The sequence below is a fragment of the Micromonospora sp. H61 genome (assembly GCF_018070325.1).
GTDB lineage: Bacteria > Actinomycetota > Actinomycetes > Mycobacteriales > Micromonosporaceae > Micromonospora > Micromonospora salmantinae.
Genome location: NZ_JAGPXY010000020.1, coordinates 30,085 through 51,067 on the forward strand (window position 1 = coordinate 30,085; position 20,983 = coordinate 51,067).

24 protein-coding genes are annotated in these 20,983 nt (G+C 68.4%); 6 read left to right on the plus strand and 18 right to left on the minus strand.

Annotated features, from left to right (window positions below):
- Window positions 1–72: 72 nt before the first annotated feature.
- Window positions 73–405, minus strand: coding sequence for a TraR/DksA C4-type zinc finger protein (locus tag KBX08_RS12910; RefSeq protein ID WP_210783611.1), 333 nt, complete (start codon window positions 403–405; stop codon window positions 73–75).
- Window positions 406–966: 561 nt separating this feature from the next.
- Between KBX08_RS12910 and KBX08_RS12915 the strand changes: the two genes are divergently transcribed.
- Window positions 967–3,030, plus strand: a complete 2,064-nt coding sequence (locus KBX08_RS12915; protein ID WP_282102822.1) for a glycogen debranching N-terminal domain-containing protein — start codon at window positions 967–969, stop codon at window positions 3,028–3,030.
- A 21-nt stretch (window positions 3,031–3,051) separates the two neighbouring features.
- On the opposite strand, the gene KBX08_RS12920 is transcribed toward KBX08_RS12915, so the two are convergent.
- The 8 genes from KBX08_RS12920 to KBX08_RS12955 all read right to left on the minus strand — a co-directional run bounded on the left by KBX08_RS12920 (window position 3,052) and on the right by KBX08_RS12955 (window position 12,412).
- Window positions 3,052–3,786 (minus strand): VOC family protein, encoded by a 735-nt coding sequence (locus KBX08_RS12920; RefSeq protein WP_210783615.1) that lies wholly within the window; start codon window positions 3,784–3,786, stop codon window positions 3,052–3,054.
- Between the two features lie 113 nt (window positions 3,787–3,899).
- Window positions 3,900–4,256 carry a DNA polymerase ligase N-terminal domain-containing protein gene (locus KBX08_RS12925; protein ID WP_210783617.1) on the minus strand — a complete coding sequence of 119 codons (357 nt, stop codon included), beginning with the start codon at window positions 4,254–4,256 and terminating at the stop codon, window positions 3,900–3,902.
- Window positions 4,257–4,306: 50 nt separating this feature from the next.
- Window positions 4,307–5,419 (minus strand): Gfo/Idh/MocA family protein, encoded by a 1,113-nt coding sequence (locus KBX08_RS12930; protein ID WP_210783619.1) that lies wholly within the window; start codon window positions 5,417–5,419, stop codon window positions 4,307–4,309.
- Complete coding sequence (locus KBX08_RS12935; RefSeq protein ID WP_210783621.1) at window positions 5,389–6,099, minus strand: ThuA domain-containing protein; 711 nt, start codon at window positions 6,097–6,099, stop codon at window positions 5,389–5,391. The genes KBX08_RS12930 and KBX08_RS12935 overlap by 31 nt, the downstream gene beginning before the upstream one ends.
- Before the next feature lie 840 nt (window positions 6,100–6,939).
- Window positions 6,940–8,415: an RICIN domain-containing protein gene (locus KBX08_RS12940; RefSeq protein WP_307850528.1), complete on the minus strand. Its 1,476-nt coding sequence runs from the start codon at window positions 8,413–8,415 to the stop codon at window positions 6,940–6,942.
- 29 nt (window positions 8,416–8,444) lie between these two features.
- On the minus strand, window positions 8,445–9,884 hold the full coding sequence (locus KBX08_RS12945) for a glycoside hydrolase family 43 protein (protein ID WP_210783623.1): 1,440 nt from the start codon (window positions 9,882–9,884) through the stop codon (window positions 8,445–8,447).
- A gap of 37 nt (window positions 9,885–9,921) precedes the next feature.
- Window positions 9,922–11,298 (minus strand): family 43 glycosylhydrolase, encoded by a 1,377-nt coding sequence (locus tag KBX08_RS12950; protein WP_210783625.1) that lies wholly within the window; start codon window positions 11,296–11,298, stop codon window positions 9,922–9,924.
- Window positions 11,299–11,827: 529 nt separating this feature from the next.
- Complete coding sequence (locus KBX08_RS12955) at window positions 11,828–12,412, minus strand: NADAR family protein (RefSeq protein WP_210783627.1); 585 nt, start codon at window positions 12,410–12,412, stop codon at window positions 11,828–11,830.
- A 160-nt stretch (window positions 12,413–12,572) separates the two neighbouring features.
- Here KBX08_RS12955 and KBX08_RS12960 point away from each other — a divergent pair, with 160 nt between their 5' ends.
- Complete coding sequence (locus KBX08_RS12960; RefSeq protein ID WP_210783629.1) at window positions 12,573–13,106, plus strand: DUF6817 domain-containing protein; 534 nt, start codon at window positions 12,573–12,575, stop codon at window positions 13,104–13,106.
- A 123-nt stretch (window positions 13,107–13,229) separates the two neighbouring features.
- Here KBX08_RS12960 and KBX08_RS12965 read toward each other — a convergent pair whose 3' ends face one another.
- Entirely contained in the window at window positions 13,230–14,102 is an 873-nt protein-coding gene (locus tag KBX08_RS12965) for an ATP-grasp domain-containing protein (RefSeq protein WP_210783631.1), read from the minus strand.
- Window positions 14,103–14,163: 61 nt separating this feature from the next.
- Here KBX08_RS12965 and KBX08_RS12970 point away from each other — a divergent pair, with 61 nt between their 5' ends.
- Window positions 14,164–14,757, plus strand: coding sequence for a GNAT family N-acetyltransferase (locus tag KBX08_RS12970; RefSeq protein WP_210783633.1), 594 nt, complete (start codon window positions 14,164–14,166; stop codon window positions 14,755–14,757).
- A gap of 6 nt (window positions 14,758–14,763) precedes the next feature.
- On the opposite strand, the gene KBX08_RS12975 is transcribed toward KBX08_RS12970, so the two are convergent.
- Complete coding sequence (locus KBX08_RS12975) at window positions 14,764–15,345, minus strand: hypothetical protein (protein ID WP_210783635.1); 582 nt, start codon at window positions 15,343–15,345, stop codon at window positions 14,764–14,766.
- A 152-nt stretch (window positions 15,346–15,497) separates the two neighbouring features.
- Window positions 15,498–16,124: a disulfide bond formation protein DsbA gene (locus tag KBX08_RS12980; RefSeq protein WP_210783744.1), complete on the minus strand. Its 627-nt coding sequence runs from the start codon at window positions 16,122–16,124 to the stop codon at window positions 15,498–15,500.
- Between the two features lie 39 nt (window positions 16,125–16,163).
- Here KBX08_RS12980 and KBX08_RS12985 point away from each other — a divergent pair, with 39 nt between their 5' ends.
- From KBX08_RS12985 to KBX08_RS12995, 3 genes are all read left to right on the plus strand, one after another.
- A complete protein-coding gene (locus KBX08_RS12985) occupies window positions 16,164–16,691 on the plus strand; it encodes a MarR family winged helix-turn-helix transcriptional regulator (protein ID WP_210783637.1) in 528 nt (175 codons plus the stop codon).
- Between the two features lie 44 nt (window positions 16,692–16,735).
- A complete protein-coding gene (locus KBX08_RS12990) occupies window positions 16,736–17,263 on the plus strand; it encodes a GNAT family N-acetyltransferase (RefSeq protein ID WP_210783639.1) in 528 nt (175 codons plus the stop codon).
- Window positions 17,264–17,355: 92 nt separating this feature from the next.
- The gene (locus KBX08_RS12995) at window positions 17,356–17,958 is read left to right on the plus strand and encodes a GNAT family N-acetyltransferase (RefSeq protein ID WP_210783641.1); all 603 of its coding nucleotides are present in this window, start codon (window positions 17,356–17,358) and stop codon (window positions 17,956–17,958) included.
- 32 nt (window positions 17,959–17,990) lie between these two features.
- Here the strand turns inward: KBX08_RS12995 and KBX08_RS13000 are convergent, their stop codons facing one another.
- Genes KBX08_RS13000 through KBX08_RS13025 form a run of 6 tightly spaced genes read right to left on the minus strand, consistent with a single transcriptional unit; the run spans window position 17,991 to window position 20,839 of the window.
- Window positions 17,991–18,539: an SUKH-4 family immunity protein gene (locus KBX08_RS13000; protein ID WP_210783643.1), complete on the minus strand. Its 549-nt coding sequence runs from the start codon at window positions 18,537–18,539 to the stop codon at window positions 17,991–17,993.
- Window positions 18,536–19,066: an SUKH-4 family immunity protein gene (locus KBX08_RS13005; RefSeq protein ID WP_247669315.1), complete on the minus strand. Its 531-nt coding sequence runs from the start codon at window positions 19,064–19,066 to the stop codon at window positions 18,536–18,538. The genes KBX08_RS13000 and KBX08_RS13005 overlap by 4 nt, the downstream gene beginning before the upstream one ends.
- 8 nt (window positions 19,067–19,074) lie before the next feature.
- Window positions 19,075–19,605 carry an endonuclease gene (locus tag KBX08_RS13010; RefSeq protein WP_210783647.1) on the minus strand — a complete coding sequence of 177 codons (531 nt, stop codon included), beginning with the start codon at window positions 19,603–19,605 and terminating at the stop codon, window positions 19,075–19,077.
- On the minus strand, window positions 19,598–20,092 hold the full coding sequence (locus KBX08_RS13015; RefSeq protein ID WP_210783649.1) for a hypothetical protein: 495 nt from the start codon (window positions 20,090–20,092) through the stop codon (window positions 19,598–19,600). Before KBX08_RS13015 ends, KBX08_RS13010 begins: the two co-directional genes overlap by 8 nt.
- Before the next feature lie 4 nt (window positions 20,093–20,096).
- Window positions 20,097–20,420 (minus strand): hypothetical protein, encoded by a 324-nt coding sequence (locus KBX08_RS13020; RefSeq protein ID WP_210783651.1) that lies wholly within the window; start codon window positions 20,418–20,420, stop codon window positions 20,097–20,099.
- Window positions 20,417–20,839: a YbaB/EbfC family nucleoid-associated protein gene (locus tag KBX08_RS13025; protein ID WP_210783653.1), complete on the minus strand. Its 423-nt coding sequence runs from the start codon at window positions 20,837–20,839 to the stop codon at window positions 20,417–20,419. The genes KBX08_RS13020 and KBX08_RS13025 overlap by 4 nt, the downstream gene beginning before the upstream one ends.
- Between the last annotated feature and the right edge of the window lie 144 nt (window positions 20,840–20,983).

A 20,983-nucleotide genomic window follows, 5' to 3' on the forward strand; every position in this document is an offset into this window, starting at 1 on the left:
GGGCTGTTGTCTCCCCTCTCGCACCTGACGGTGTGGCTGCCGCGCCGGCGGTACGGCAGCCACACCCCGGCGTCACCTGTTCTGCTTCTCCTGGCACGGCACACAGAAGCGAGCGTGCGGGAGAATTTCGAGCCGCTCGGTCGGGATGCTCTGGCCGCATCTCTGGCAGGCACCGTAGGTGCCGTCGCTGATCCGGTTCAACGCACCGGTGATCTGCTCGATGTTCTGACGGGTCGCCAGCAGCAGCGCGGCCTGGTTGTGGGCCTCGCCGGGGTCGCCGGTGTCCGCGTTGAGCTCGGTCAGTTCCCGCAGCCGAGCCGTCTGGGTGGCGAAGTCGTCCGCCAGGGACACTCGCAGGTCAGCCAGCCAACTCTGGTCGAGAGTACGACGATGATCGACGCTCATGATCTGCCTTTCAAGGGGAATGGGTGGGAAAAACAAAAAGGGCCGAAGCTTGGATAGCTTCGCCCTGGCGGTCGTTCTGGGTATGCAACGACTCCGCAGGTGGGCCTCGGCCGGTTCGCATCGGGCTCGACGTTGTGCACGTGGGCGCGGTGTGCGGCGGGCGGACAACCGGCACCCGCATGTCGGCCTTGGGGCGTGTCGTCGTCGGCACGCGCACAGCACCGCTCACCGCCACCTCGGTGGCGGCGGGCGAGCGGAACGTCACCGGCGGCATGCCCCCACCATAGAGCGGGGTTGCCCTAATGCCAACGTTCGCGGTGGAGCCTCGTTCGGGCCACGAACTGCCGCTTTTCGCCGCAATAGCGCCGTTGCCCGAACCCGGTTCGCGCCTTTCGATATCGCAGCGAGGTCATCTTCTCGAGTCCTAGACTGCGGTGCGTGGCGGGGTCTTTACCCTGCCAACCGGGGGGAGAGAATGGCATGCAATCTCAGTCGACACCGTCCGGGTCCCCGTCGACAACGCAACAATCCGACAAGGCTCACGGTGGAGCCAACCGGGACATGCCTCCGGAGTTGGGATCGGACGCTGTCGGCATATTCGAAGGCCGCACCTTCATGTTGTCCGATCCGGCCGGGAACGTGCCGAGCGACTCCATCGCTGGCCTGGTACACGACGACACCCGCTACCTCAGCCGCTGGGAGCTGACCCTCGACGGGAATGCTCCACTCGTCCTCAGCGCAAACCCTGTCGATCCCTACTCAGCGGCCTTCTTTCTGGCGAACCCTGAGATCGAGGGCCTGGCGGCGAACCGGGTCGGCGTGCGACGGGAGCGTTTCGTCGGCGACGGCATGCACGAGCGGATCACTGTGCAATATTTCGGTGCCGAGCCGGTCTCCGTGCGTCTGCGGTTGGATGTCGGCGCGGACTTCGCTGATTTGTTCGAGATAAAGGGAACGGGACGGAGCAGGCTGGCCGACATCCGGCGGACCCACCGGTCGGACGGCTCAGCGCTGTCTTTCTCCTACCAGAATTCGCACTGGTCGGCCGTCACCACCATCGAGGCCGAGCCGCGTGCCGATCGGGTCGAGGGCGACGCACTGGTCTGGGACGTGCACCTGGGGCGAGGTCAGACCTGGGGTTGTGAGCTGCGGGTGCTGCTGAACTGTCGGGGCAGGGACTACCAGCCCGTCAGCCGCACCTTCGGCGAAGAGCAGGACCCCGGCGCCGACGACGCAGCCTGGCGGTGGAGGGCGAACAAGCCGCACCTGAGCGCCGAATCAGACCTGTTGCGCGACGTGTACCACAAGTCGGCCAGCGATCTGGTGTCGATGCGGATCGCCAAGGAGATTCGGGGTGAGCAGGTCGTTCTGCTGGCCGCCGGCATGCCCTGGTTCCTGGCGGTCTTCGGACGAGACACTTTGATCACCGCCTACCAGAGCGTCAGCTGCGGACCCGACGTCGCGCGGGGCGCGCTGGTCACTCTCGCCGCGCACCAGGGCGGCGCCATCGACGACTTCAGCGACGAGGAACCGGGAAAGATCCTTCACGAGTTCCGCTCCGGCGAGCTGACGCAGCTCGGCATCATGCCGTACGGCCCATGCTTCGGTGCGGCCGACACCACCCAACTGTGGCTCATCCTGCTCTCCGAGTACTGGCGGTGGACGGGCGACGACGCACTGGTCCAGCGGTTGCGGCCGAACGCCGACGCGGCTCTGCGGTGGATCGACACCTTCGGGGACCGCGACGGCGACGGCTACGTCGAGTACGCCACCCGCTCCCCCGAAGGTATGCGCAACCACTGCTGGCGCGACTCACCGGACGGGGTCCAGTTCGCCGACAGCAGCCTTCCCTCCCTGCCGGTCGCGACCTGTGAGATCCAGGGCTACACCTATGACGCGAAGCTTCGCGCGGCGCAACTCGCCGACGGCCCGTGGGCCGACCGCGCATTGGCGCGACGGTTGCGTACCGAGGCCGCCGAGCTGCGCGAACGCTTCAACCGCGACTACTGGCTGCCCGCGCGCGGCGGCTACTACGCGATCGGCCTCGACGCCGACAAGCGCCCCATCGACTCGATGACCTCCAACATGGGTCACCTGCTGTGGAGCGGCATCGTCCCGCCGGACCGTGCCGCCACGGTGGCCCGGCAGTTGATGTCCGACCAGATGTTCTCCGGCTGGGGTGTCCGGACCCTTTCCACCGAGGACGTGGGTTACAACCCCATCGGCTACCACCTCGGGACCGTGTGGCCACACGACAACTCGATCATCGCCGCCGGGCTCGCTCGGTATGGCCACCGCGACGCCGCGAACCGCATCGCTGTGGCGATGCTGGAGGCCGCCGCCCACTTCGAGCACCGCCTGCCCGAGGCGATCTCCGGGTACGACCGCTCGCTCGGCCGACGACCCGTGCCGTACCCCACCGCCTGCAATCCCCAGGCCTGGGCCAGCGGCGCACCCCTGCTGTTCCTGCGGACGATGCTCGGGCTCGACGTGAACGACGGGATCCTCGCCACCGATCCGCACGTTCCCGAGGCGCTGGGGAACATCCGGCTGACCGGGGTCGCCGTCCACGGTGGGCGACAGACGGTCGAGGCGTCCCCGTCGCCACCCGGTTCCTCGGCCTGAACCGCGGCGCTCAAGCTTGAATCAGCCCGGGGTGAGGAGACAGAACTCGTTGCCCTCCGGGTCGGCGAGCACCCGCCACGGAACGTCTTGCCCCAGGTCGATGGGGCTCGCGCCGAGACTCCGCAGCCTGGCCGCCTCGACCTCCGGGTCGTCACCGGGGTACGGACGGACGTCGAGGTGGACGCGGTTCCACCCGCTCTTCACGTCAGGGGTACGGACGAACTCCAGGTAGGGCCCGACGCCCTTGGCGGAGCGCAATCTCGCACCCTGATCGGTGACCTCGTGCAGGGTCCAATCCGTGGCCTCGCTCCAGAATCGGGCCATGGCTCGCGGATCAGCGCAGTCGACCACTACGGCGGCGATCGGTCCGGTGTCCCGGTAGAGCGCCCTGGGCTCCAGGACGCAGAACTCGTTGCCCTCCGGGTCGGTCATGACCGTCCACGGCACGTCACCCTGGCCCACGTCGGCAACGGTTGCGCCGAGATCCATCAGGCGTGCGACCACCTGCGCCTGGTGGGCCGTCGAGGTGGTGGCGAGGTCCACGTGCACGCGGTTCTTCACCGATTTGGGCTCCGAGGAGACGACGAGGTCGACGCAGACAGCGACGGGGTCAGGGTAGACGAAGCCCTCGGGTTCGAGGTTGGTCACGCCGGGTCCCTCACTGGAGACTCCCCAACCCAGCGCCTGCGCCCAGAAACCGCCCAGCGCGGAGTCGTCGCGAGCCTTCATGTTGATCTGAACAAGCCGTGTCGCCATGCCGTGATGCTAGGACCTATCGAGTCGACGGTGGCACCCGACCTGACGTGACGGGACGGGCTCACACCGACCGCCGGCACAGCCACGCGAGCACCACTGGAGCCTGTGGCCAGCTATCCGTGCTGGTCCGCAGGCTGCTCCCTCGTCAGGTGCAGCAGCCATCCCTCGCCGGTGCGAATGAGCGCGTATCGCCGGCGACCGGTGCGGCCGTGCAACGTGAACAGCATCCGGCGGTCGGTGCGATCATGCTCCTCCCAGGTGCCGATGTCGGCGATCGACTTGTCGACGTCCTCGTAGGTGAGGTGATCGAGATCGTGGTCGGGCACGGCGATCGCGAGCCGGTTGTCGCTGGAGCTGTCCGGCAGACCGCGAGGCACCGCCCATGAGCGCAGCACACCGTCTTCTTCGAGCCGCAGGTCGAAGTGCGGTCGTGGTTTGCGGTGGTGATGCAGGACAAAGGCGGGTGCCACTCCCCCATTGTCGGCGCCGGCCGGCCCTTCCGCCCGTCAACGCGACCAGCTCACGACGCCTGGTAGGCCGTCCAGTCCTCGATCGGAGTGAGCGGAACCGGCACCGGCCGCTCCACCACCGTCGTCAGCTCGATCCGCTGGCCTTCGGTCGCCGACCGGAGCAGGCTGGTCATGGTCTCGAGTACGTGCAGTGCGACGTCACCGTCGGCGCGCGGGGGACGCTGATCGTCGGCCCTGACCAGGTCGATCAGACCGATGCCCCGGGAAGCCCCGGCGTAACCGGCCCGCGGTTCGAGAGCGCGCCATTCGGTGTCGCCGAGCGCGAAGAGGCGGACTTCACCGTCGAAGTAGTTCGGATCGGGTACGGCGAGCGTGCCGGCCTCGCCGTGCACCTCGATCGGTGCGGCCGTCGTCCTGACGCCGTCGAAGCTCGTCGTGATGGTGGAGAGCGCACCGTTGGTGTGCTCGAGTACGCCGGTGAGGTGGGTGTCCACCCCCACCGGGATCCGCTGGCCGGTGCGCGGGCCCGAGCCGATGACGCGCTCGGCGCGCAGGCGGCTGGCGGCTCCGGTCACCGCCCGGACCGGCCCGAGCAGGTGGATGAGCGCCGAGATGTAGTACGGCCCCATGTCCAGCATCGGGCCGCCGCCCGGGGCGTAGTAGAAGTCGGGATTGGGATGCCAGCGCTCGTGTCCCGGAGTGACCATGACAGCCGATGCGGACATCGGGCGGCCGATGAGCCCGCCGTCGATCGCCGCCCGCGCCGTCTGCGTACCCGTACCCAGGACGGTGTCCGGCGCGCACCCGACGCGGACGCCGGCCGACACGGCCCGATCGATGATCGAGCGGCCGTCCGGAAACGTCACGGCGAGCGGCTTTTCCACATACACGTTCTTGCCGGCGTCGATCGTGCCCAGCGAGATGTCGGCATGGGCCGCGGGGATGGTGAGGTTGAGCACGGTCTGCACGTCCGGGCGGGCGAGCAGACGCTCGACACTCATCGCCTCGGCTCCAGGAATCGTGGCAGCGACCTCGGCCGACCGGGAGACGTCGAGGTCGGCCACCGCGACGATGTCGACCTCAGGGTGGCCCGCGAGTGTGTCCAGGTATGCGCGGGAGATGACCCCGAGACCTATGACGCCGACGCGGTGCGGGTCGCCCACACCATCCCCCTCTCGATCACGGTACGGACATCCGCGTGCTCCAGCACGTCGAGGCTGTGTCCCGGGGTCGTCACGACGATGCGCCCGGCACCCCACTCGCGGGTCCAGATCGCCGGTGAGGTGACCGGGCGACGCCACGGATGCCACGCCTGCGTCGGGTGGGTGGTCACGGCCAGCACGTCGATCAGATCATCGTGCAGCACCCAGTACTGTTCGGTGACCAGGTCGAAGCCCTCGATGCCCGCAGTGATCGGGTGCTCCCGGCCGAGGTCGGTGACGCGCACGGTGTGCGGCAGGAAGTTGTCCTCCGGGCCACCGTGACGCTCACACGGCTCCCGGCCCGGATGGGTCGCGAACTGGCCGCCCACCAGGTGCAGGTATTCGGAAGACGCGCGGAACGAGTCAACGATGCCGCCGTGCCAGCCGGTGAAGCCCGTGCCGGCGATGACCGCCGCGCTGAGGCCCGCCACCTGGTCCGCGGTGATCTGCGACATCGTCATGCACTGCACGACGAGGTCGGTCGCGGCCATTTCGGCGGCGTCGGCGTAGATCTCAGTCGACTCCTCGACCCTTACGGCATAGCCGCTACGTTCGAGGAAGGGGAGGAACAACTCCGTCGCCTTGACCGGCTGGTGCCCCTCCCAACCGCCCCGAACCACCAGTGCTCTCCGCTGCGCCACCGTCGCTCCCTCCCACGGTCCGTCACCACCGGGCTGGCCGCTCCGGCCCCGACGACGTGCCGCCGACGCCCGTACGTGCCGAGCACCGAAACCGTACCCGTGGTCGCCGACAAAGCCGACCTACGCCGGCTTGCGGGTGCCACTTTGCCCGGTCGGCATACGCCGCACCACGAACGCACCGGTGCTGGACCGCCGAGAGACTCCGGGCAGGTCGGGTCGCAATCGCGAGCGTCGTGGCGGGACCCGCTGATCAACCGCTACGGCGGTTACCGTACTGGCGAGGGCTCTGGACCGAGCCGCGGCCACCGAGGTGCTGACCCTTTCCATGCGGTTGAGGTGAGGCCACCTTGCCCTTCGCCCGTCGGGCAGCCCGATTCGCGGGAACGGCCGGCTGTTCGGTCTCGGTCTCGGCCGTTGAGGTGTCGGCAGCCACCGCGGGGTCGTCTTGGGCGGGTTCAGGCTCCGGCATCGGGTTCTCCTTGGATTTGGTGGGGTCCTGCGGACCATCGACGGCCGGCGGACGTGGACTGATCGACGCCGAGGTGCGCGCCTTGACGGTAGCGCAACGCCAGGCCCAGCTGAGTGCTCCCCCACTCCGACGGGACAGTCGTTACCTGCTGGCTGCCGGCGCAGGCAGCGTCTTCAGCGCTCAGACGATGGTGGGCTCCTCCGGCAGGTGGACGAGGTCGGCGCGAGGTGCGCCTCCACGAGGACTCATTCCAGGTGGCCAACGCCTACGCCGAAAGACCGGCGTCAGACGGCGTCGCTCCGGCCCGCACATCCCGGGTACCGGGTTGTGCGGGCCGGAGCGTGGATCAGTGACTCGGTCGGGACGACAATTCAGACTGCGGTGCGTGACCACTGCTGGTTGGTGCCGGAGTTGCACGAGTACTGCTTGAGGACCACTCCGTCCGCAGTCGCGGCTGCCGGCACGTCCACGCACTTGTTGCTGTGTCGTGCCCGGAGCTGGAAGTAGCCGCCGTTGGTGACCATCTGGAACTGCTGGTTGGTGCCGGTGCCGCAGGTGTACTGGACGAGCTCGGCGCCGTCGGCGGTCGACGCGCTCACCACGTCGAGGCACTTTCCGCTGTTACGGCTGATGATGCGCCAGTAGCCGCTGCCGGCGTCCTGGAACTGCCACTGCTGCCACGCACCACCACCGTACGTGTACTGGCCGACGCGCGCGCCGTTGTCGGTGTTCGGTGACTGGACGTCCATGGCCTTGCCGCTGTGCCGCACGTTGATCCGGTAGTACGTCCCCGTCGACGGCGGAGGCGTCGTCGGGTCGCCGCCGACGGTGTCGCCCCACGCGTACCGGATCCGGTCCGCGCCCGAGGTGTTGCGGACGGTCAGGTTGAGGTCGGTGCCGGTACCGTTCAGCGCGAACATCGAGTACCAGTCGTAGCCGATGGTGCCGGTCTTGCCACCGAGGGCGGGCCAGTAGGTGCCGCCCATCTGATTGTCGCGCATGACCTGGGCCATGGCGCGGATGTAGCGCACGAAGTTGTCGGTGCTGCCCGCGTCGGCGTAGTTGCGGCCGTCGTTCATGGGCGCGCCGAACTCGGTCGCGACCGCGCGGGAGGCGCAGTTGCCGAGGCGGGCCTGGATGTGGCTGCGGAAGGCGTCGTAGGTCATCGCGCCGTAGAAGAAGGCGTAGTAGTGGAAGGACAGCAGCGTCGAGTTGAATCGGCTGTCGTTGCAGATGTCGCGCAGGTCCTGGCTGAAGCCGGTGCCGCCGATCAGCACCCGGCCGGGCACCGCCGAGTAGTGGTAGCTGAGCCAGTTCGCCGCGACGTTGCGCCACTCCGCCGAGCTGTAGCCGTGCGGCTCGTTCATCGGCTCGAAGTAGACGTTGGTGTTCGTGCCGTACGTGTTGGTCACTGTGGACCACATCGCGTTCCACGCGGCGAGGTTCGTGATCCTGCCGCCGGAGGCGGCGCCGTCCTCCCAGTAGGCGAGGATGACCTTGAAGCCGCGGGCGGTGGCCGCGTCGATGGCGCCTCGATATGCCTCCCACCAGGCCGTCCCCACCGTGTGGGTGTTGATGGGCAGTCGGATGGTGTTGACCCCCATGGTGGACGCCATGTCGTCGTAGAGGGCATTGGCCTTGGCCCGCACGGTCGCGTTGCTGTCGGACATGCTCAGGCCCTGCACGACGAGCGGGCTGGTCTTGAAGTTGTCACCCAGCATGGCCCAGTTCATGCCTCGGAACTGGTTGGTGGCGGCGGTCGCCGGCGACGACGCGACGGCGACGATGCCAACCATCGCCGTCAACGCGGCCACCAGGGCGCAGAGCACCCGTCGATGTAGTGCCACAGTCGGAACTCCTTGGAGAGGGACCAGGTTCAGCTGGTCACGCGGAAGGTGGCGTCGGCACGGCTCTGCGCGTCGGACACCGGGTCGAGCCGGAGCAGGTAGGCGTAGTGCCGGAGGTAGCGGTCCGGGTGGCTGTAGGACTGGAACGACGTCCACGACGAGTTGGCCAGGCCGGCGACCTGCCGGAAGGTGGCGTCGGCGGCGAAGGTGGCGGTGCCGTCGTTGGCTTCCAACCGGAAGTCGTATCCGTAGTGGCGCAGGTAGTGGCCCGGGTAGTTGACCGACTGGATGGAGACGGTGCCGGAGCCGACCAGGCCGGGCACCACCCGCCACTGGCCGTCCTGCGCAGGGCTCACGTTCGGGTCGATGCGGACGTCGTAGTCGTAGTGCCGCACGTACCGGTCCTGGAAGTTGTACGACTGGATCCGGTTGACCGCTGTGGCGGGCCAGCGGGCGAGCACCCGGTTCTGTTCGGCAGCGGTCAGGTTGAGGATCGAACCGTGCCGTTTCTTGGTGCCGCCCATCGCGTACGAGCCGGACGCCGGCAGTCGGTAGCTGCCCGGGCTCGACGGATCGGTGGTCAGGACCGGCAGGTAGCCGCGCCCGCTGGAGTACTGGTCGAGGTAGAGGACCCACTCGTTGCGCGTGTTCATCTTCATCCACATCGGGCCTTCGACCTGCGCACCGGTCAGCCCGATGCCGGAGAGGTTTCCGAGGCTGGTCCAGGTGCCGAGGATGGAGTTGCTGCCCTCGATGGCGATCTGGCCGTCCCGGGAGGCCCGGACGTAGCGGTAGGCGCCGACTCCGGCCGGCACCTCGACGATCTGCGTGTCGATGATTTCCTGGTTTCCCGGCCGGTCGACGTAGACCTGCGGCGTGGTGACGCTGCGGAAGTCCGTCGTGCGCGCGTAGTAGATGCGGTGCTTGGTCGCGCCGTTGAGCGGGACGTTCGTCGCCCAGTAGAGGACGTAGTCGCCGGTGGCCGGGTTCCAGATCGCCTCCGGTGCCCAGGCGTTGCGTCCGTCCGGAATTGCGCCGGCGACGTTCAGCAACCACGGCGCCGACCAGTTGACCAGGTCGGTGGACTCCCACACGACGAGGCTCCGGCTGCCGTTGTTGATCGCGGTCGACCAGTCCTGACCGCAGCCGATGCACAGGTCCGTGGCAATGATCCAGTACCGGTCGCCGGCCGGCGAGCGGACCAGGGCGGGATCGCGGACGCCGCGGGTGCCGACCGTGGACCGCAGCACGAGCCCACCGTTGTTGAGGTCGGTCCAGCGTAGGCCGTCGGTGCTGTGGGCGAGGTAGATCTGCTGGTCGGTCGACGACTCACCGGTGAAGTGCGCCATCAGGTAGCCGACGGTCGGGTCGAGCGCGGCCGCCTCCTTGGGTGTCGCCGCCGACCAGGTGGAGAACAGCAGGCTCGCGGCCACCGCAACCGCGCAGAGCCGGGCGAGGACTCTCGACATGTGTCTCTCTCCTTCGCGCAGGGGGCTTACCGGTCAGCTAGAGCGTCGGTGCGACAGGCCGGATGGTGCCGTCGGTGCTGAACTCCATCCGGTCGATGGCGGTCTCGCGATTGGTGCCGTTGCCGGTCGGCACGGCGAAGCGGTGGTAGGCGATGTACCAGGTGTCGCTGCCGGGGGCGCGGACCACAGAGTGGTGACCGGTGCCCTTGATGCCGACGTCGAGGCGCTTCTGCAGCACCACGCCGCGCCTTGTCCACGGCCCGAGGGGTGAGGGGCCGGTGGCGTAGGCGACCCGGTAGTCCTCGCTGCGCGTGTCGTTCTCCGACCACATGAAGTAGTAGAGACCGTTGCGTTTGAACACGAACGGTGCCTCGTTGTAGCCCGACGGGGTGATGACCCGTGCCTGCGCCGCATCGAAGGAGACCATGTCGGCGTTCAACCGCACCGCCCGCGCGACGCCCTGCCCCCAGTACAGGTAGGACTGCCCGTCGTCGTCGGTGAACACCATGGGGTCGATCGTCTGCCCGCCGGAGAACTGGTCGCTGCGGATCAGCGGCCGGCCCAGCGCGTCACGGAACGGTCCGGTGGGGTGGTCAGCCACGGCCACGCCTAGCTGTTTGGCCGTGTTGCCGCTGGCCGCGCCACCGCTGAAGTACAGGTAGTAGCGGCCGTTGGCGCTGGCCACCGCCGGCGCCCAGGCCGAGTTGTCCGCCCAGGACACGTCCGGACCGTGGTCGAGGATCACGCCGTGGTCGGTCCAGTTGACCAGGTCGGTCGAGGAGAACGCCTTGTAGTAGGTGCCGGCCCATCTCGCGTAACCGTCAGTGGTCGGGTACAGGTAGTAGCGGCCGTTGAACACGGTGAGGTGCGGATCGGCGAAGAGACCCGGAATCACCGGCCCCTTGGTGGTCCTGGGCGCCCAGGGCGCGACGAGGCGGAAGGCGCTGTCCGCCCGGAACGCGGCCGTGTCCTGGTAGGCATCGAGCCAGAGTGCGAAGTCGCGGTGCCGGATCCGCCGGCTCGGGTAGTTATACGAGACCAGCGCCACCGATCCGCTGACCGAGCCCTCCACGGCGCAGAAGGTGGCGTCGGCCCGGAACGCCGCGTCGCCGGTGTTCGCATCGACCCGGAGCCGGTAGTCGCGGTGCCGCAGGAACATGCCCGTCCTGGTCTGGAACGAGTAGCAGGTCGGCGACGCCAAACCGTTGACCACGGTGAAGGTGGCATCGAGCTTGGTCTGGTTGGCGCTGCTGGAGGTGACCGGGTCGAGCTGACCGAGATAGTCGATGTGCCGCACGTACCGTCCGGACTGGTTGATCGCCTCCAGCGAGACCGCGCCGGTCGGCAGGCTGGCGGCTTGCGCCGGCCCGTCGGCCACCACCACGACAGCCGCGGCGGCCACGGCGGAGAGCACGAGGAGGGCACGTGGACGCTTGGTCGATGCTCCCGACAGAATCACCGTCCCGACCCCTCTCGCAAGATCATCTATGTTAGCGTTAACAAGAGCAGGCGGTATCCGGGCTCAGGCTTGAGCGGCCCTGGCGACGGGGTGGAGTGTTCGCATGCGGTGCCTCTGGCGCGTCACACGACCACAGACGCAATGTGTTCGGCTCGTTAAGTTCGCGTTGCGGACAAGTGTTAGCGATCGCATCTACGAGTGTCAAGGGATCGACCGCGGCCACTCCCCCGGGACCCCGGTCACGCCACCCGTCATCCACAGTCCCGGTCAGACCGTGCCGCCACCCTCCTGAAGCCATCGATGGACGACGGCGAAGTCCGCTTCGGTCAGGCCCGTGTACGAGTCAACGCGGCGCAGCAGCGCCCGCGCCGGGTGGTGAGCCCTCACCCATCGGCGGTCGGCTGGCCAACCGGTCGGGCCTTGAAAGTGATCAGCGGTCGGTCCACATCGAGGACGATGACCGGACGTCCGGCGAAGCCGGGAGTCACGCCGGAACCGTCCCCTGCCGACCGTGATCCTCAAGCACCTCACGCACCTGCATGAGCGCGAAGCCCAGCAGGTTGAGGCCTCGCCAACAGGCGGGGTCGACAGCAGCCGGATCGTCGCGGTTCAGGCCGATGCCCCAGATCCGGTCGACCGGGCTGGCCTCCACCAGGACTCGCTGCCCGGTGGCCAGCAGAAACGCCCGGAGCGCGGGGTGTTGATCGAATTTCGCGAGGTTGCCGGCCACCACGATCGCGATGCGGTGTTCACTCCAGGTCTGCTGATCGAAACCCGCGACGCGTCCGCCCAGCACCTTCGCGGCGTGGGGATGCGGCGCGGCGAGGATCTGTTCCGCCATCGCGCGGTCGCCGAACAGGATGGCCTTGCGCCACATCATGTAGTGCTCCGCAGTGGCGAACCGCATGTCGCCGGCGGTGAACGGCGCCGGCCACCACTGACTCAGGCAACCTGCGCCGACACCACCGTCACGTTCGGGCTGGTGCCCCCAGAAGAACAGGAATTTGACCTGACGACCCTGCGCCTGCGCAGCGGCCAGATTCGCGACGCTCCGAACCGATGCCAGCATGATGGGTAAGTGTGCGGCACCAGCGCTCCGCGTACCCCGCAATTTTCGACCGCGACGACTGCTCGCGGCCGCCGCGACGCCAGGCATGCCCACAGCGCTGTGACATATTGCCCACGTCCGGCGGCCATCGAACCCGACGTCCGATACCTACAGTCGGACCATGACCATCGACGACGGCGTGCGGGTCTGGCTCCGCCGGCAGGGAGCTGAACAGATCGCCCATCCCGGAGGCAACCTGTACGTCCACCTGTGTCGAGTCAGCGAACGACTCGCCGTGCTCGGCTGCGCCCGTGACGGGCAAGCAGCGGGCCTCACCCACGCCGCCTACGGGACCGACGGGTTCGACGTCACCCTGGTTGATCGGGCCGATCGTGCGGTGCTGCGGGATCTCGTTGGCGCCGACGCCGAGGAGCTCGTCTATCTGTACGGTGCCTGCGACCGTGGACGCAGCTGGCAGGAGCTGGCGAGGACCGGCGAGGTGTTCGACCGCTTCGCACGTCAGGTGCGGACGCCCGATGAGACTCAACTTCGGTCGCTCGTGGACCTGAGCATCGTCAACGAGCTGGACGTCATCGAGCACGATCCTGCGGTGGCGGACCGGCACGGGGCCTACTTCCGGGAGCTGTTCGCGTCGTGGGCCCCGATCGCCTCGGAGCAGGTCATCAGCGATGCGCAGCGGGTCCTGCGGCAGTGACACCCGAATCGTCGCGTCCGACAGCACGGACCTCCGGCCGCGTACGGGTGCGAGCCGTCTAACCCGGCAGCTTCGATCCCTTTGCTCCGGGGCACGTGAATGTGGTCAGCCGGGCACGCGCTCTCATCGACGTGCGCACGCTACGGGCGTGGCGGGCCCGAGTAGGGCGGCAACCATCGTTTCGGGCTCGATGGTGGTTGGTCGATCGCTGACCTGCCCGTCGCCGAGTTCGATGACCCGCCACACGCCGTCGGCGCGTAGGGCGAGGTCCACGGTGACGAAGGGCAGACCGAGCCCGGCGATCATCGGCGCGAGCGACTCCAGGTCGACCTCGACCGAAGGGCGGTCGTTCGGGCTGTCCGGATGAGGGCCGATCAGGACGCAGTCTCCGTTGACCCACCAGGTGCGTACCTCGGCGGAGGTGAACCGCTCGAAGCGGCGCAGCACGAGCCCGCCCACGAAGTCGTCCTCACGCAATTCCAAAAAGCGGCTCGCCACTCTCCAGACGGCCACCGCGTCGTCGAGCTCGGGGATGAAGGCCGCGTCGTCCCAGTAGTGCTTCATCGACTTGGTGTAGTCACGTAGTACCGCGGGTCCCGCCCCGAGCGCGACGCGCGCCTGGTCAAGATCCGCCTGATCCGAGCCCCGGGTCCACACCGATGCGGGAGTGACCGCCGCCAGCGCCGCGTACCAGCCGGGCAGCTCATGTGCCCGCCGATACTGCTCAGCAGTGGTTCTCAACACCACACCGCGCTCGGCGAGAGCCTCGGCGAACGCCGCGTACCGCTCGCTGCGCAGCATCCAACCGCGGTAGACCGCCGCACCGGTCCCCGAGACTGAGGCCATCGCCGGACGTACGTCACCGCCCCGCGCCAACGCGTCGTGGTCGACCATCGCCACCTCGAATCCCGCAGCACGGGCCGCTTCAGCCTCGGCCACGAAGTGCTCGTCCGGGCGGCGTGGACGCAGCGGGTTCGCGGGAACGATCAGGATCACCCCCGTATCCTGCCCCCGGAAACTGGTTGCCTGTCGCGGGGGTCGCGCCGACGATCACTCGATGCCCAGTGACCAGGAGACCCCCGACTTCTCGATCAAGCCCACCCTCACCGGTGAGCGAGTGATCCTGCGGCCCTTCGTCGACGACGACCTGGACACCTTCCGGGCGGCGGTGGCCGACCCCGAGGTGGCCAGGCTGACCGGCAGCCCGGCCGACGACGCTCCCGACGAGGAGCGGATGCGTTCCTGGTACGGCAGCCGCAACGCGCAGACCGACAGACTCGACCTGGCGGTCGTGGACCGCGCCACCGGGGCCTGCGTCGGCGAGGTCGTTCTCAACGACTGGGACCCCGCCAACCGGAACTGCAACTTCCGCACCCTGCTCACCGCCGCCGGCCGCGACCGCGGCTTGGGCACAGAGGCGGTACGCCTGATCGTCGGCCACGGTTTCGAGAGGCTCGGCCTGCACCGCATCTCCCTGGAGGTGTTCGCCTTCAACCCCCGGGCCCGGCGGGTGTACGAGAAGGTCGGCTTCGTTGCCGAGGGTGCGCTGCGGCAGGTCCTGCGCGACGGCGACGACTGGGTTGACGCCACTGTGATGTCGATCCTCGCGCCCGAGTGGGCGGAGCACCGGGGACATCCCGAGCGCCGATGATGGGCGTCAGCCCGCACACCCTCGATGCGAACCCGCCGCCACTCCACTATCTTGCGATGTCGCGGAACGGCCGCCCGTCCTCGATGGCGGCCGGCCGGCGGTTTCGATGCCGGCCACCGCATGGGCGTTGACGTGGGTCACGTTGCGGCCACTGGCCTTGTGCCGGTACTTGACCCAGTTGTTGTACCGCGCTGGCGGCACCTCGCCCAGACCGTTGGTGTCACAGACGAAAATCGAGCCCTTGTCGAGTACGTCGAACATGCTCTTCTTGGCGATCAACGCCTCGCCGGCCTGGTTGGTGCCGCCCGGCGCGTACAGCCACCAGCCGTTGTCGGCGGCCCAGTTCGCCAGGAAAGCCTTGCGGGCGTCGACCTCGTTGAGTCCGACGAGGTCGGCCTTGGACGCGATCAGGTTCAGGTCGTGCACGAAGTCGGCCTGGCTCAGCCCGTAGTAGATGTTCAGCGTGGCCGCCTTGAAGCCCACGCTCGCGGCAGCGGCCGGCGCCGCCGGCAGCAGGGCCGCCACCAGCGCGACCGCGCCCGCGAGAGCGCCCAGGGCGCGGGCCGACCAGTCCGTTGTCGTGCGCATCGAACTCCCTCCGCATGGGCCGCCGGCGCTGGCCGACCAACGGACACTATCGATTCGAGCCGACGCGACGCCGAACCTCCGGTGACGAAGCATCGACAGACCTGGGTCGACCAGTGCGGGGGTACCCGACTCCCCCGTCGGCAGCGGTGGAGCTACGCGAAGGTGAGGCCGTCGGACCGGGCGCGTTTGAGTTCGGAGAAGGCCGGGCAGCCGGCCAGCAGGCGAGCGCCGTCGAAGACGCGGACGGCCTCCTCGCCACGAGGGATCGAGGTCAGCACGGGGCCGAAGAAGGCCACGTCGTCGACGACGACAGTCGGGGTGCCGAGGTCCTCGCCCACCAGTTGCTGTGCGTGGGCGGTGCTCGCCCGCATCTGCGGGTCGAGGTCGCTGCGGTGGGCGGCGTCGGCCAGGTCGGCGGGGAGGCCGGCCTCGGTCAGGGCCAGCGGGACGACGGTGTCGAAGTCCTTGTCGCCGGCGTCGTGGATCCGGCGGCCGAGCGCCGGGTACAGCCGTGCGAGGGCGGCGGGGCCGTGATGCGTGGCTGCCGCCACACACACCCTGGCCGGCCCCCACGCCCGATCGTTGAATTCGCGGTACCAGGGCTCCAGGTCACGGTGCTCGTTGATCACCGCGAGGCTCATCACCTCGAACCGCAGAGTGAGCGGCCGCATCTTCGCGACCTCCATCAGCCAACGGGAGGTGATCCAGGCGAACGGACAGGACGGATCCACGTACGCCGTGACCACCGGAGTTGACGTTCGAGGCGAGTTGTCTTCCACGGAAGGCAACTTATCTTCCCTGGAAGGTAAGATGCAACGGTGAATGACGACCGGATCGCCGACATCGTTGGGCAGTGGGGTCGCGAGCGACCGGACCTCGACCCCACCCCGTTGCTGATCATCGGTCGCATCCAACAGTTGGCTGCCGTACTCGATGAGGCCCTGCGGCCGCCGTTCGCCGCGGCGGACCTCGGCAACGGTGACTTCGACGTGCTCGCGGCGCTGCGCCGCGAGGGCGAGCCCTACACGCTCACGGCAGGCCAGCTGAGCCAACGGATGCTCGTGACCACCGGAGCCGTGACCAAGCGGGTGGACCGGCTGATCGCCCGCGGCCTCGTGTCGCGCTCGGTCTCCGCAGCCGACGCGCGCGGCAGAGTGGTCGGGCTGACGCCGACCGGCGTGGCGTTGACCGACCGGCTCATCGAGGAACATCTGGCCAACGAGGCGGCAATCCTCCGCGGCCTGACCGACAACGACCGCCGAACCCTCGAGCGCCTACTGACGGCGATGAGTCGGACCCTGACCTCCGGGGACTTCGGACCTGGGGGTGGGGGTCAGGACGGGTGACGCCCTCGATCGTGATCGGCCATTCCTCGGATTACCATTCGGTCATGGACACCACCGCCGGCGTACGCATCAGACGCGGTGGCCCGGCCGACGCGCCCGCCGTACTGACCATGCTCGATTCCGCGGTGGTGTGGATGAACGACCGCGGCAACACCGAGCAGTGGGGCACGACGCCGTTCTCGGAGAAACCCGAAAGGGCCGCACAGGTCGATCGGTACCTGACCGAGAACCTCCCGTTCATCGCGGAGGTGGACGGGACGCCGGCCGCAGCCCTCGTGTTGGATTCCGGGCCCGACCCGCGGGCACCGATCGCGCCTGCGGAAGAACCAGAGCGATTCGTCCGCCTCCTGGTCTCCGATCGACGATTCGCCGGGCGGAAGCTCGGGTCGGCCCTGTTGGCACACGCGGTGGAGGAAACCCGGCGAGCCGGCGTGCGGTTGCTACGGGTCGACTGCTGGGCGGGCGGTGGCGGCGAGTTGGTGGCGTACTACGAGCGCAACGGGTTCACTCCCACCGAGACGTTCCTGGCCGGATCCTGGCCGGGGCAGGTGCTGGCCCAGCGGGTCGATTGAGCCGTGCGCCCCCTCCCACCGAGGACGGGGCAGGGGCCATCGGGCCGATATTCGGGCGTCTCGCCGGGGTGCGTCCACTAGCGTCCCGCCTCATGGAGAACACCACAGTACGCACTGAACGCCTCGAGCTTCGCCCGGTGCGGGACGAGGACGTCGACCGGATGCTGGAGTACCGCAATCTGCCGCAGGTCACGCGCTGGCTACTCCGCACGCAGGTCGACCCCGCGTCCTTCCGCGCGGCGTGGCGACGCGCGGCCGCAGACCCCGACGACCACAGCATGGCGGCCACGCTCGACGGCGTGGTGATCGGAACCGTCTCGCTCGACGTCGTCGACGGCATGGGTCAACCCGGCATGCCACCACGGACCGAGGCCCAGCTTGGCTACATCTTCGATCCCGCCTTCGGCGGACGTGGGTACGCGACCGAGGCGGTGACCGCTGTGGTGGCGCACGCATTCGACCGGCTCGGCGTTCGGAGAATCACCGCCGGCTGCTTCGCGGACAACCTCGCCTCGGTGCGAATCCTCGAGAAGGTCGGCATGCGTCGGGAGCAGCACGGCGTCGGCGATTCCTGGCACGCCGAACTGGGCTGGGTGGACGGCTACACCTACGCCCTCCTCGCCGAGGCATGGCATCGAGAGGCAGCACCGTCGGAGCAGCCGGCCGTGTCCATACCGGTGCCGCGAGCGCGGTGAACCTACGGCGTTCACGGCCGGCAGCGGCGAGGCTAGCCGCTGGTGGACTCCAGCTGATCGAAGGCCGTGCTCCACCAGGACTTCGGGTCGGCGAACGCTGACGAGTCGACGCCCGTCAGTTCCTCGCGGATCGCGGCGGCGCGGGCGGCGCGGGCGGCGCGGGCCCGACCGCCCGGATCCGTGGCGATGAGCCCTCCGAGCCGGTAGAGGAACTCGACGAACGCGGCGAAGGTCGCGTTGACCGTCTCGAAGTTGGGGGTTTCCAGATCCAGCAACACGACGGCACCGGTCAGCGCGTCGAGGCAGAAGAGCAGCTGCGGGTCCTCGGGTGAGCTGCCGAGGACGATGTGGATGCGCGGGCTGGCCTCGCCGATCTCGATCTTCAGCTTGGAGAACAACTCCATGCCGGGAACGTCGACGTCGACAGTGAACAGGATCGGCACGTCGACCGGGATGGCCCCGAACGGCGGGAAGACCTCTGGCGTCAGCGGACCGAGCACGTCGTCGAACCGGTCGAGCGGAAAGTAGATCATCCCATCGGCGCCCCAGAGCGCCGTGAGCTCCTCATGCGTCGCGGTCAATCGTCCGCCTCCTCGTCATCGTCACCGGGCGTCGTCAGACCGTGCTCGTCGAGGAAGCTCCACCACTCGTCGTCGTCGAAGGCGACCTCCCCGTACCCGGCGCCGAAGACGTAGTAGGCGAGGAACGAGTCGAGGTCCGGCGCGACGTCGAGGAACATCTCACGCATGAACCACTCGTCGGTGGTCTCCGCCGGGAAGTACCAGACCGCGCCGGTGTCGCGTCGGATCAGCAGCGGCTCGTCGTTCAGTGTGCCGATGACCAGCCATTCGGCGGGTTCGTCGGCGACACCGGTGAACTCGGGCATCTGCTCGATGTAGTACTGGACGTCGTCGAGGTCCGCGAGCGCGGGCAGGTCGAACGCTCCGGCCAGGATGCCGTTGGCGGTCGCCAGCAGCTCCCGGACCGGCTGCGGCAGCTCGGCGGGAATCTGGTCGGCCGGGGCACCCTCGTTGATCTGGGCCCACGCCAGCGTCGTCGGCTGGCCCGCCTCCAGGTCGGTACGCAGCTCCGCGATGAGCTCCCGCAACTCGAGATTCAATCCACTACCTCTATTCGGATCGGTGTGCCGTCAGGCAGGTTCATGATCTGACGCCAGATTTGCCCGCCGACATCCCAGTTTGTTCTACCGTCCAGGAGCTTCAGATTACTAACGTCGTCGGCGCCGCCGAGTTGCAGCTCCCACACATGGTCGGGCTGCTGCTTGCGGAGCCGGGCGGCGAGGGCGTTCGCCATCTTCTTGTCGTGGGGCCAGTACTTGTCGAAGATCTTCTGCCGGATGCGCTTCTTGTAGTCGGCCGTGATCGTCTTGTCCCGGCCGACCGGGTTCGCCTGCTTGAACAACTTGCCCTCGTCGCTGAGCTTCTTCAGCGCGTTCATCTTGCGGTCGAACTGGCCGCGCGCGTGGAACGGCCTGCGCTGCACCTTGATCGTGACCTCGGGCAGGTCGTTGTTGCGCACCACCGGCTTGGCGGCGGCCTTCTTCACCGCCGCGCGGACGCCCTTGCCAACCTTCGGCTTGCCCGCGCCGCCGCGCTTCTTCGAGCTTTTCGGCGCCCTGCTAGGCATCGAGGAGCTCCTGAATCACCTGGTCGATCAGCAGACCGACGATCTCTCGCGTGATCATCTGGAAGATCGGGACCTCGGCCAGCGACGCGCCGAACGTGACGACGGCGGTGGCGATCGCCTGAGCCACCGCGAAGGCGAGGATCGCCAGCTGCACGATCACTTGGATCTTCAGTGCGAGCACGATCGCGGCGGCGATGATCAGCCCGGTGCCGATCAGCATCGCGGCCTCGGCGTAGTCCGGCAGTGTTCCGGGACCGGTCTCCGGGTTGGACCACCACTTCTGGAACGCCTGCATCGACTCGCCCCGGTGCTGCGACCAGATCGCCGCAGCAGCCGAACCGGCCTCCCCGGAGGCGTCGGCGACCGTGCCGGAGAAGTCCAGCCAGGCCTGGCCCATCTCGAAAAGCTTCTCCTCGTCGGCCTCGGGCCAGCTGTAGCCGATCCAGCCGAGTGCCGTGATCAGTTCACCCGGCAGTTGGAGTCCCACACCGTCACCCCAGCATTCCCTGGATGTCCCGCAGCGCGCCCGCGGCGGCGTCCTCGACCAGCTCGAAGTTGTCGGCCATCTTCGTCAGATCGCTGCCGGCCGAGCCGATCTCCTCGGCGGCAACGCCGATGCAGTCCAGAACCCAGGTGGACGCCTCCGTGTACGCGATACCGATCAGCGAGCCGATGTCGTCGGCGCCCCACGGCTCGCCGTACCCCTGCATCTGCGCCTCGAAGCTCTCCAACTGCCCGATGAAGCGTTCGGCGGCGCCGATGACCTCATCGCCGCCGGAACGCAGCAGCGCGGGCTCGACCTCGAAGCCGTTCATCGGGAACCTCCTCGGGCCATCCGCTCCTGCGCGTCAGTGAGCGCCTGCAGGAACGCACCGAGCCGCGGCACGGCCGTGTCACGAACCTGCTCCAGCTGCTCGGTGAGCTGCGAGAGGTCGCCGGAGGCCACCGCCGGGCCACCGCCGCGCATCGAGTCGATCGCCGCGTTCACGGCCGCGATCACGTGGTCGCAGACCTCGGCCGCGCCGAGCCGCATCATCCGTGGATCCAGCGTCAGCGACTCCAACCGGCCGTCAGCGCCAAACTCGGCGCGGACCTGCCCCTCGGCGGACTCACCGACCCGACGTAGGCGCGCGGCCTCCTCGTCCTCCGGCGCGGTGCCGGCGGCGCGCAGCGCGCCGACCGTCGCGTCCAGCATGCGAGCGAACTCCCCGCTCGCCGGCTCATTCACCGACATGCGCCCTCCATCGATCGCCTCCGAGACAGTGGAAAGCGTAGTCAGATCCGGCAAATCGCGTCGTCCCGGGAGGTGCACGTCCTATCGAGGGTTGTCGAATGGCACGAGCCGTCGACGGACCTGGAGAGGCGACGGGTACGCCCT

Coding starts and splice junctions, on each gene's coding strand:
- KBX08_RS12910 (WP_210783611.1), bottom strand. CDS start 405: ATGAGCGTCGATCATCGTCGTACTCTCGACCAGAGTTGGCTGGCTGAC.
- KBX08_RS12915 (WP_282102822.1), top strand. CDS start 967: ATGCCTCCGGAGTTGGGATCGGACGCTGTCGGCATATTCGAAGGCCGC.
- KBX08_RS12920 (WP_210783615.1), bottom strand. CDS start 3,786: ATGGCGACACGGCTTGTTCAGATCAACATGAAGGCTCGCGACGACTCC.
- KBX08_RS12945 (WP_210783623.1), bottom strand. CDS start 9,884: ATGTCGAGAGTCCTCGCCCGGCTCTGCGCGGTTGCGGTGGCCGCGAGC.
- KBX08_RS12955 (WP_210783627.1), bottom strand. CDS start 12,412: ATGCTGGCATCGGTTCGGAGCGTCGCGAATCTGGCCGCTGCGCAGGCG.
- KBX08_RS12960 (WP_210783629.1), top strand. CDS start 12,573: ATGACCATCGACGACGGCGTGCGGGTCTGGCTCCGCCGGCAGGGAGCT.
- KBX08_RS12970 (WP_210783633.1), top strand. CDS start 14,164: ATGCCCAGTGACCAGGAGACCCCCGACTTCTCGATCAAGCCCACCCTC.
- KBX08_RS12975 (WP_210783635.1), bottom strand. CDS start 15,345: ATGCGCACGACAACGGACTGGTCGGCCCGCGCCCTGGGCGCTCTCGCG.
- KBX08_RS12990 (WP_210783639.1), top strand. CDS start 16,736: ATGGACACCACCGCCGGCGTACGCATCAGACGCGGTGGCCCGGCCGAC.
- KBX08_RS12995 (WP_210783641.1), top strand. CDS start 17,356: ATGGAGAACACCACAGTACGCACTGAACGCCTCGAGCTTCGCCCGGTG.
- KBX08_RS13010 (WP_210783647.1), bottom strand. CDS start 19,605: ATGCCTAGCAGGGCGCCGAAAAGCTCGAAGAAGCGCGGCGGCGCGGGC.
- KBX08_RS13020 (WP_210783651.1), bottom strand. CDS start 20,420: ATGAACGGCTTCGAGGTCGAGCCCGCGCTGCTGCGTTCCGGCGGCGAT.
- KBX08_RS13025 (WP_210783653.1), bottom strand. CDS start 20,839: ATGTCGGTGAATGAGCCGGCGAGCGGGGAGTTCGCTCGCATGCTGGAC.